Consider the following 2148-nt stretch of genomic DNA (forward strand, 5'->3'; position numbering starts at 1 on the left):
GGCGGCCGCGGCCGGGGTGCCGGCTGCGGGAACGGTGGCGGCGGTGGCGGCCGCGAGGGCCGCGGCGAGCACGGCCCGGCGCGGGGTGGGTGCGGTCATGGGCGTCAAACCCCCTGGTGATCGATCGGTCACGCTCAGCGTCCCAGCTCGGCGGGGGCGGGGGCCAGGGCGCGGGCGCCGTGTCGCGTGCGCCGTACGCTGGCCGGGGGGAACCACTCGAACCACTCGAACGCCTCGAACCGCTCGAACGCCTCGCCCGCGGGCCCGCCGCGCTGCCGCCGTCGCTGGGGCCGGGGCGGCTGGTCGCGGTCGACGGGCACGCCGGCTCCGGCAAGAGCACCTTCGCGGGCCGGCTGGCGCAGGCCCTCGGCGGGGCGCCGGTGCTGCACCTGGACGACATCGCCACGCACGAGGAGCTGTTCGGCTGGACCGGGCGGCTGCGCCGGCAGGTGCTGGAACCGCTGGCCGCCGGGCGGGCCGCGCACTGGGCGCCGTACGACTGGGTGGCGCGCGGGTTCGGGCCGGAGCGGGTGCTGGAGCCGGCCCCGGTGGTGCTGGTCGAGGGCGTGGGCGCCGGCCGGCGGGAGCTGCGGCCCCACCTGGCGTACCTGCTGTGGATGGAGACCCCGCGCGAGGTGTCGTGGGGGCGGGGCCGGGAACGGGACGGGCGTGAACTGTCCGGGTTCTGGGACGGATGGGAGCGCGCGGAGCGCGAGCACTTCGCCGGTGACCCTTCGCGCCCCTACGCCGACACCCTGGTACGCCAGAGCAGTACGGGATACGAGTGGACTTCCGGTGATGCTGGGCCCGGAGGAACCCTCGGTTTCGTCACGCTCGGTGAGGGGTTGCCCCGGGCCTGAGCCGCCCCGGAAAACCGGTTGCGGACGGCTTCCCGACTCCGCTTGACCTGACGACCCGGGCGGCCTTACGTTCTCAATAGGCGGTCTTTCACGGCCGCCGAGGACGCGGAGCCCCCGATTGTTCCCCCGTGATCGGGGGCTTCGTTCTGTCCCGGCGCGCCCAGGCGAGCACCCCCGGCCCTTCACCCTGAGTCACCTCGGCGGCGGGCAGCTCCCCCTGCAAGGTCTCTGCCGCACCCTACGTAAGCACCGTCACCGAAGGTACGATGCCACCCTGATTTCATCGGCGCATGCGACAACTCGCGCCCGCAGGGGCGGGGTTGCTGCGCACCACGGGGGCAGGCTTGTGGGGGATGTGATGGATTTCGGCACGCAGGGCAGCCCGCACGCCCCGGCCGAACTCGCCTGGCTGCGCGGGGTCGACGCCTGCACCATGGGCGCCTACCCGCAGGCCGAGGAGGAGTTCCGGGCGGCTGTCCGACTCGATCCCACGATGGCCGATGCCTGGCTGGGCCTGCACGCGCTGCGGGTGGACACCACCAACGCGCTGCTGCGCATGCACGCGCACCGGGACCGGTTCGGGGAGCAGCGGGCCCGGCACCGGCGCACCCTCAACTCCTGGTACTGGCTGGGCTGGTGGGTGCAGCCGGTGCTGGAGAGCCGGCGGGACCTGCTGCTGGCGCACGCCTCGCACTGGCTGGACGGGCGCCATGTGCCGGAGCTGGACCAGGCGTTAGCGGGGCTGCCGCCGGTGGACGCCGATCCGCAGGTCCGCTTCCTGCACGCCTGCCGGGCCTATCTGGTCAAGGACTGGGAGCAGTTGGTGCGGCACACCGAGCCGCTGGTCGACGATCCGCTGCTGGGTATCGAGGCGGGGCTGTTCGGCGGGATGGCCCGGGTCCGGCTGGAGATGTACGGGCAGGCGGAGCCGATGCTGTCGACGGCGCTTATGCGGTGCCGCAGCGAGCAGCCGCAGCGCAAGGAGCTGCGCTACTGGCTGGCGCGGGCCCACGAGGGGACGGGCCGCAGCGCGGCGGCGCTTCCGCTGTACCGGGCGGTGCACCGGGTGGATCCGGCGTTCATGGACACCGCGGCCCGGCTGACGGCCATCTCCGACGCCGACGGGTTCGACGAGTACGACCTCTCCCCCGTGGGCGGGGACTTCGCGGCGGTGGCCCTGGGCGACCCGGACCCGGTGCTCGCCCCGGAGCCGCCGGCCGAGCCGCGGGCGGGCGCGACGGGCCCCGGCGTACCGCTGCAGGGGCCGCTGCCGGGCGCGGGCCGGGGG

1 protein-coding gene and 1 pseudogene are annotated in these 2148 nt (G+C 75.0%); both read left to right on the forward strand.

From position 1 onward, the window contains the following. Window positions 1-272 precede the first annotated feature (272 nt). Window positions 273-860: a uridine kinase family protein gene (locus GPJ59_RS35725; protein WP_219672284.1), complete on the forward strand. Its 588-nt coding sequence runs from the start codon at window positions 273-275 to the stop codon at window positions 858-860. Between the two features lie 358 nt (window positions 861-1218). Next, window positions 1219-2148, forward strand: a pseudogene (locus tag GPJ59_RS35730) (AAA family ATPase); the annotation flags it as partial.

The sequence above is a fragment of the Streptomyces bambusae genome (assembly GCF_019400985.1).
GTDB lineage: Bacteria > Actinomycetota > Actinomycetes > Streptomycetales > Streptomycetaceae > Streptomyces > Streptomyces bambusae_A.